The sequence below is a fragment of the Bacillus sp. JJ1532 genome (genome assembly GCF_036965085.1).
Classification (GTDB): Bacteria; Bacillota; Bacilli; order Bacillales; family Cytobacillaceae; genus Cytobacillus.
Genome location: NZ_JBALOW010000071.1, coordinates 63,151 through 71,436, shown reverse-complemented (window position 1 = coordinate 71,436; position 8,286 = coordinate 63,151). Strand labels below are relative to the sequence as shown.

At 39.4% G+C, this 8,286-nt stretch carries 5 protein-coding genes and 2 riboswitches; all 5 genes read right to left on the bottom strand.

What is annotated here, in order from left to right; genetic code table 11:
• Window positions 1-217 precede the first annotated feature (217 nt).
• Complete coding sequence (locus V7122_RS20680) at window positions 218-1,546, bottom strand: NCS2 family permease (RefSeq protein ID WP_335345245.1); 1,329 nt, start codon at window positions 1,544-1,546, stop codon at window positions 218-220.
• A gap of 144 nt (window positions 1,547-1,690) precedes the next feature.
• A riboswitch (purine riboswitch) is annotated at window positions 1,691-1,792 on the bottom strand.
• A gap of 171 nt (window positions 1,793-1,963) precedes the next feature.
• The gene (gene guaA, locus V7122_RS20675) at window positions 1,964-3,484 is read right to left on the bottom strand and encodes a glutamine-hydrolyzing GMP synthase (protein WP_335528781.1); all 1,521 of its coding nucleotides are present in this window, start codon (window positions 3,482-3,484) and stop codon (window positions 1,964-1,966) included.
• Window positions 3,485-3,685: 201 nt separating this feature from the next.
• Window positions 3,686-3,787, bottom strand: a riboswitch (purine riboswitch).
• A 48-nt stretch (window positions 3,788-3,835) separates the two neighbouring features.
• Window positions 3,836-6,049 carry a DUF4129 domain-containing transglutaminase family protein gene (locus tag V7122_RS20670; RefSeq protein WP_335528773.1) on the bottom strand — a complete coding sequence of 738 codons (2,214 nt, stop codon included), beginning with the start codon at window positions 6,047-6,049 and terminating at the stop codon, window positions 3,836-3,838.
• Window positions 6,046-7,260, bottom strand: coding sequence for a DUF58 domain-containing protein (locus tag V7122_RS20665; RefSeq protein ID WP_335528770.1), 1,215 nt, complete (start codon window positions 7,258-7,260; stop codon window positions 6,046-6,048). The genes V7122_RS20670 and V7122_RS20665 overlap by 4 nt, the downstream gene beginning before the upstream one ends.
• On the bottom strand, window positions 7,261-8,217 hold the full coding sequence (locus V7122_RS20660; RefSeq protein ID WP_335528767.1) for an AAA family ATPase: 957 nt from the start codon (window positions 8,215-8,217) through the stop codon (window positions 7,261-7,263).
• Window positions 8,218-8,286 lie beyond the last annotated feature (69 nt).

The following is an 8,286-nucleotide window of genomic DNA, read 5'->3' as shown; positions in this document are numbered from 1 at the left end:
CGTTCAGTTTTCAAAGAACCATCTTGCCGCTCAGAAGCGACTTTATTAATATATCATTTAGCAACTTTGATGTCAACAACTTTTTTTAAAAGTTTTAAAATGTTATTAACGTCTCAGCGACTGTTTTTATATAATACCACCGCCCAATTTCTTCGTCAATAGCAAATACAAAAAAAAATAAAAGAAGGAGATTCGTATCGAATCTCCACTAAATTAGTTATTTTAAAAAGATGAAATATAGAACAAAGATTACAAAGAAGAAATACATAATAGGATGAATTTCTTTTATGCGTCCCTTTACAATCATTGTAATTGGATAAAAAATAAATCCAACGGCAATTCCGGTTGCAATACTATATGAAAGAGGCATCGCAATCATTGTTAAAAATGCAGGTACAGCTACTTCAAATCTGTTCCAATCAATTTTCCCTAGCGATGACACCATCAATACTCCGACAATAATAAGAGCAGGCGCAGTGACCGCTGGGGTAACAATCGCTAATAACGGAAAGAAGAAAATAGATATAATAAAAAATCCTGCAGTCACTAATGAAGCAAATCCCGTTCTTGCTCCTGCAGCCACTCCGGCTGATGATTCTATAAAAGAAGTAACGGTTGAAGTCCCAAATACAGAACCAGAAATGGTAGCAATCGAATCTGAAATTAGTGCTCTTCCTGCACGTGGAAGCTTATTATCCTTAACAAACCCTGCTTGGTTTGCAACAGCAACTAATGTCCCTGCATTATCAAAGAAATCAACGAATAAAAAAGTTAAAATAATACCAAGCATTGTTGTTGTATAGAAAGAACTGTCGCCAAATGAGCTAAAGAGTGCGCCAAACGTTGGTGCAAGACTTGGTGCTTTATCAACCACTTTTTCAGGTATGTCAATTAATTGAAAGATCATTCCTACAATTACGGTGATAATCATTCCATAAAATACACCGCCTTTAATCCCTCTTGACATAAAAATAACAGTTACTAGCAATCCGAATATTGCAAGCAGAGTATTTCCGTTCGTTAGATCACCTAACCCTACGAGCGTTGCATCACTATTTACAATAATACCAGCGTTTTGGAATCCAATAAATGTAATGAACAAGCCGATTCCGGCTCCAACTGCGTGTTTTAATTCAATCGGAATCGCGTTAATTAGTTTTTCGCGTAAGCCAGTAAGTGTTAAAAGAAGGAAGAAAACACCAGAAATAAAAACAGCTGCAAGCGCGTGTTGCCACGGGCTTCCGTTTACTAAAACAACAGTATAGGCAAAAAAGGCATTTAATCCAAGACCTGGTGCTAGAGCAAGTGGATACTTTCCTAATAACCCCATAATAATGGAACCAACTGCAGCTGAAAGAGCTGTTGCTACAAATACCGCTCCGTGGTCCATTCGTAAAGCATCTGGAAAATCTGTTACATCTGCAAGAGTTAGAATGGCCGGATTAACAACTAATATATAGGCCATTGCTAAGAACGTGGTCATCCCACCTAAAAATTCACGGCGATAGTTTGTGCCCAGTTCTTCAAATCTGAAGTACTTTTTCACTTTATTTCCCCCTACAAATTTTTATTATAGTTTTACCGCAAGCAATAAAAAATACGCTCAGGTTAATACGAGAGCGCTCGACGACAAGTTACATGCAATAAATCGGGAAATATAAATGAACATGAAGACAGATTGAAAAAGCCCGAATAATCACACTTACCTCGTAGTCAAGCTATTTTCGGTAGCTCGGTAGAAACTCCTGGACCATATTTCCAGAATTATACGATGAAGTACTTATATTAAATTCAAATTTATTTTACCAGCACGACAAAAGTCCGTCAATACAAAAAGCGAACATTTTCATGTCCGCTTTTTGTATTGTTCGTATTTTTGTCAATTTCCATAAACAACGCTTTTTCGAATATTCATCGCAGGAACAATTGTACTTTGATTGTTCCGAAGGCGCTTCCGCTTTTCCTACTCCCACTCAATTGTTGACGGCGGCTTGCTCGTAATGTCATACACAACCCGATTAACATGAGCTACTTCATTAACGATCCTTGAAGAAATAACTTCAAGAACATCCCAAGGAATTCTTGCCCAATCGGATGTCATGCCATCGATGGATGTAACTGCACGAATGCCAATTGTGTGATCATAAGTACGAGCATCTCCCATAACCCCAACACTTCGAATGTTAGGAAGAACAGTAAAGTACTGCCAAACATCACGATCTAGGCCAGCCTTCGCAATTTCCTCACGTAAAATATGGTCAGATTCCCGAACGATTTCAAGCTTGTCCTCTGAAATTTCCCCTAAAACACGAATGCCTAAACCAGGACCTGGGAATGGCTGCCTCCAAACAATTTCATCTGGAATCCCAAGCTCTGTTCCTAAAGCGCGAACCTCATCCTTAAATAATGTATTAAGCGGCTCGATCAGCTTAAATTGCATATCTTCCGGAAGTCCGCCTACATTATGGTGGGACTTGATCGTTTGCGCAGTCGCTGTACCACTTTCAATAATATCTGTGTAAAGCGTACCTTGCGCTAAAAACTCAATGCCTTCAAGCTTAGTAGCCTCATCATCAAATACATAAATGAATTCATTACCAATAATTTTACGTTTTTGCTCTGGGTCAGATACACCTTTTAGCTTACTTAAGAAACGCTCTTGAGCATCTACCTTAATAACGTTCATATGGAAGCCATCAGCAAATGTCTTCATGACACCTTCCGCTTCCCCTTTACGAAGCAACCCGTGGTCAACAAAAATACATGTTAGCTGATCGCCAATGGCCTTATGAATTAGAACAGCCACTACAGAAGAGTCAACGCCGCCACTTAACGCACAAAGCACTTTTTTGTCGCCAACCGTTTGGCGGATTTTTTCCATTTCTACTTCAATAAAGTTCCCCATCGACCAGTCGCCTTTACATCCGCAAACACCAAATACAAAGTTTTTCAAAATGTCATTTCCATAGACAGAATGAAGGACTTCTGGGTGGAATTGAACAGCATACATGCCGCGCTCTTCATTACTCATAGCCGCAATTGGACATGATGGATTTACACCATCTACTGTAAATCCTTCGGGAGCCTCTACAACTAAATCGCCATGGCTCATCCAAACCGTTTGGACTGAAGGAAGATTCGCAAAAAGCTTAGATTCATTTTCAATCTTCAGCTCAGCCTTGCCATACTCACGATTTTTTGCCTTCTCCACTTTTCCGCCTAAATGCTTCGTCATTAACTGCATACCATAGCAAATTCCGAAAATCGGCAAGCCTAGGTCAAAGATTTTCTCATCACAGCGGAAAGCACCCTCTTCATATACGCTGTTCGGGCCACCTGAGAAAATAATACCTTTCGGGTTCATTTCTTTAATTTCTTCAGCTGTAATCGTATGAGGGTGTAATTCACTATATACACCAAATTCTCTAATTCTACGTGTAATTAACTGGTTGTACTGGCTTCCAAAATCTAATACAACGATCATTTCTTGTCCTTCTAGTTTCGCTGTCAAGCTGTTCACCCCACAAATTTAATAAAATACCATTTATTATGAATAGTGTTCTCTATTACATAAAAAATAACGCAGATACATTTCATAAAACCACGCAAATAAAATAAAAAACCAGACTCTGCTCCCCCATTGTTGGTGAAGGCAGACATTCTGGTAAAAAAATCCCTATAAAGGGATAGAAGAATCTGCCTTCATAGTCAAATCATTTACGGTGATTTGGTAGAAACTTTCGAACCATATTATCGAGGATATATGAAGGATTACATTCAATTATAATATTTCACAGATTAACGAACCTATTGTATCAACAGGTTAATTTTCCGGTCAAGCTATTGTTTTTTTAATTAAATTTTCCCACAATTCTTTCGTCTCTTTCCAGCTTCCTTCTGCTACTTCCCCTCGATAAATTAATTTCTCGTAACGGGAGGTAAGCTTGCTCATTTCACTAGTTGAATAGAAACGGTCCACATACTGAGCATAGTCTCTAAGGGTTTGCCCGTCTTTACGATACAGCCCATAGCGCTGCAATTCTCTTAATAAAAGCAAGTATGCCTTAGGGAAGTTTTCATCCTTTTTTGTCCACTTAAACCTTAAGGCTAAATAATAAGGAAGCCATTTGCCGCGTAAGCGATAAATAATTAGCAGCAATAGGGATAGGGCTAGAGCAAACCCCAGCAGCCACTTCCAAGTCTTTGAGAAAAATCCTTTAACAGATTGAGTAAGCTTCGTGAATGAAAAGGACGAAGCTGATTTTTCAGGATTTTCTTTTTCAATCTCAGGCTTTTCTTTTTCTTCCGGTTTTGGCTGATTATCTGCAGTTTGAGAATTACTTTGGGACGACTGATCAAAATTAAATTGAACATTGTTAGAGAAGCCCTGTGTTGGTTCAAATTGAACCCATCCTATATTAGGGAAATACACTTCCACCCATGAATGGGCGTTATTATTTGTAACTTCAAAAATCCGGCGGCTATTTTCAGCGAGCCCCTTGTACTCACCCTCTGTATACCCTTTAACCCATCTTGCAGGGATACCGAGAGACCTCGCCATCACAACCATGGAAGTAGAGTAGTTATCACAATACCCTGTTTTTGTTTCAAATAAAAACTGGTCAACATAATCGTCATCAGCACCAGGAACAGCAACATTCTTCTGATCATAAACAAAGCCTGATTTTTTAAAATACGACTCTAACGCTCTTGCTTGTTCAAACCATGTTGTCTTGCCTTCGGTTATCTCCATGGCTAATTCTCGAACTCGCTGAGGAAGCTCATCAGGAAGCTGTGTATATCTTTCGATGAATGCATTATTTTGCGCATTGTTGATTTCGGAACTTGCATTCATGAGAGCAGTCACGCTATATTTCGGCACATCATAAATAACCGAATAGTTATTGATCGACCCAGGTATTCCACCTAATAAAGTATGGATTTTTTCCGTATAATTCTCGATTTGAAAAGAACTGTCAGGATGAAAGGGTGTTTCAATCCTCTTAATTCCTAAAGGATACACAATATGTTTATAATCCATGGACGCATTTATAAAGCTTACTTCTTCGACTTTATTTACACCATCATGATCGATAAACGAAGAAACAGGAACAACATCCTCTATACGAAAAGGTGTAACTTCCTCTCTAGGGCCAGCGGTAACCCATCCCTTCCCTGTATAAACGTCTTTCGTCTCTACCTTCCAATATTGGCGTGATTCAATTTCCGCCCGAAACACAACCTGATTATCACCAATGAAAGGTCCTCCTAGCTGGGAATCATCCAAGCCATAGCCAATTTTCTGAATACCGCCTCTCTCATCCCCGCTGCCCTTTGCATACGATTTAATAAATGGAACTGGGTCAGGCCAAATAGGTCCAGCCTTTGGAGCAGCAAGCCCAAAAGCAACACTAATAACAATCATGACAATTAAAGGAGTCAACCATTTGCGAGAGAACTCTGCCCTTCCGTGAATAACTTCTTTATCCATAAGCCGATAAAAGGTCAACATCCCCATAATGACAAATCCAGAAATGACGGTTCTGACAATCGCCACTTCCGCTTCATAAGGAGTGAACGTATCAAGCACGGTAATATAAATTAATGTCATAAAAAAGAAAATAAAGATCTGCCTTTTCCTAATGAGCCAGTATTGAATTAAATAAGTCATTAACCAGAGGAGAATAAAAAATAAAAAGCTTTTAAAAAGATTACTTAAGCTAGATGTGTCCCTTTCTACAAGCAGCAATAAGCTCTTATAAAAATCCCCCATAAAAACAGGTATCCAATCTAATCTAAAAAACGATCCTTCAAAATATAAGGAATGCAAAACATAGACCATTAACATCCATTTAATAAAACCGCTGATCAAAAAATGAGTGCCTAAATAGGCCAATAGCAGTGACACGATACTGAAAAGGAGAAAAACCCATATATTCGATGTATCTGTTAGTTGCTCTAACGGTCTTAGCCACTCCCATAGCAGCAGGAAGCCAAATGTATATAGCAGAAAAGAAGCTAAATCCTTTTGGACTTTTTGAGACTTCATGCCCGAGCCACCTCCGAAAAAACAGCCTTAAAGTTTCCGCTGTGAACTAAAACAACTCGCAGCCCTCTTGCATTAGCAGCTCCCTTAAGTGTAAGCTCATCCGGTAAAAGTGATTCCATTTCATTTTTCACGATAAATATCGTCACTGAGCCATTTTTTGAAACTAAAAGACCTGCTTTTTCAATTAAGCTTCTAGTCAATTGTGCAGTGATCAGCATGAGATTATTTTGCTGAAGCAAAAATCCCTCAGCCTCAAGGATACGATCTATTGGGACAGGACTATCATCTCTCACCTTCGCCAGATGATAGAATAATTGCATTTGCTGGCTTTCCCCGCCTCTTATGGGAAATGCGATTCTTTCAGAAGAAGAGGAAAGAAAACCAACCTGTGCTCCTTTTTGGAGAATAGCTCTAATAATAGAGGCTGAGAAAGAAACAATGGCTTCAAAACGTCCAGACGGCACACAATCCATAAGAATAAACACATCATGGGATTGCCTCTGCTCAAATTCCTTCGTCATAATATCATTTCGCTTTGCCGTTGCTTTCCAATTAATCCATGAAAATCGGTCCCCTGGCTGATACTCCCGTATTCCAATTGCCATGGACGTATCTCTTTGTACACGTTCCTTTGATGCTGTCAGTCCTTGATCAAAATGGTTTTCAAGCGGTCTGTAAATTAATTCTTCATATGCCGGGTACACCATGATTTTCTGATCTGTCTGTATGTGTATTTCTTTTTCAATTAAGCCGAGGGGGTCACCCGTTTTCACCCTTATGGACTGAAAATGATGCTCTCCCCTTGGCAGATCATTGATTTGATAGTCCCAATTGATTTCCTTTTTGAACCAGGGAAACAAGAAGGATTTAGTCCGATTCCTTTCTTGCGAATAACGGAGCTGCTCGCCGAGTTCATCCTCTATGACGATATAAAATAAGGGAAACGACATTTTCCTTTTCAGTGTAATCTCCACCTTTATCGACTCACCCGCATTATATTCCGTCTTTAAGAATACACGGGACACCTGTAAATGATGGAGACGATAGAAGGAAAGAAAAAGCGCATAAATGGCAAAAGGGACAAAGCTATAAAATAAAAACCAGCTGACAAACCCTCCCTGGAACATGGCATAGGAGAAGGTAACCAAAATTAAAAGGTACAAAGCAGCTAGCTTCCAAGCCTTCCTTACATTAGATAATAGGCGTTTCATCTACTTCACAAGCCTTTGTACCGGAACAGGAGTCCTTGCCATTACTCGATCCACTACTTCTTCAGCAGTAATGCCTTCGAACTTCGCCTCTGATTTTAAGATAATGCGATGAGCAAAAACAGCCTGTGTCAAGTATTGAACATCATCTGGAAGAACATAATCCCTTCCATATATAAAGGCATAGGCTTGCGCAGCCTTCATTAACGCAATAGACCCCCTTGGACTAACACCTAGATAAACACTTGAATGGGTTCTCGTACGGTTTGCCAGATCAACGATATAGCGTTTGATCGTTCCATCTACATGAACTTGTTTTACTTTTTCCTGTAAATCTCTTAATTCTATTAAATCAATAACCGGCTCAAGATCATCAATGGGTCTAGCCTTTTGTGCTCGGTTTAACACTTCCATTTCTTCCGTCATATCCGGATAGCCCATTTTCATTTTTAATAAAAATCGATCTAATTGAGCTTCCGGAAGAGCATAGGTTCCTTCATATTCGATTGGGTTTTGAGTCGCCATAACGAAAAACGGCTTTTCAAGTGTATGTGTCACTCCGTCAATCGTCACACTGCTTTCTTCCATTCCCTCCAGTAAAGCTGACTGAGTTTTCGGTGAGGTACGATTGATTTCATCTGCCAAAATAATGTTCCCCATGATCGGACCAGGTCTAAATTGAAACTCCATTTCCTTAGGATTATAAATAGAAACCCCTGTCACATCTGAAGGCAATAAATCAGGTGTGAATTGAATCCTTCTGAAATTCGCCCCGATCGATTTCGCAAGGGAACGTACCATCATCGTCTTTCCTACACCAGGTACATCCTCTAATAAAACATGCCCTTCCGCCAGCAAGGCAATTAAGCTTAATTCAGCAACTTCGCGTTTTCCAATCATAACCTTTTCAATATTCGCTAAAACTCTCTCTATCATAGGTTGCATGTGCTCACTAGTCATATATTTCCTCCTGTTGTGCGTCATTTCATTATTTATTAAGAAAAAACAATGCTACAAGCCTACCATTCT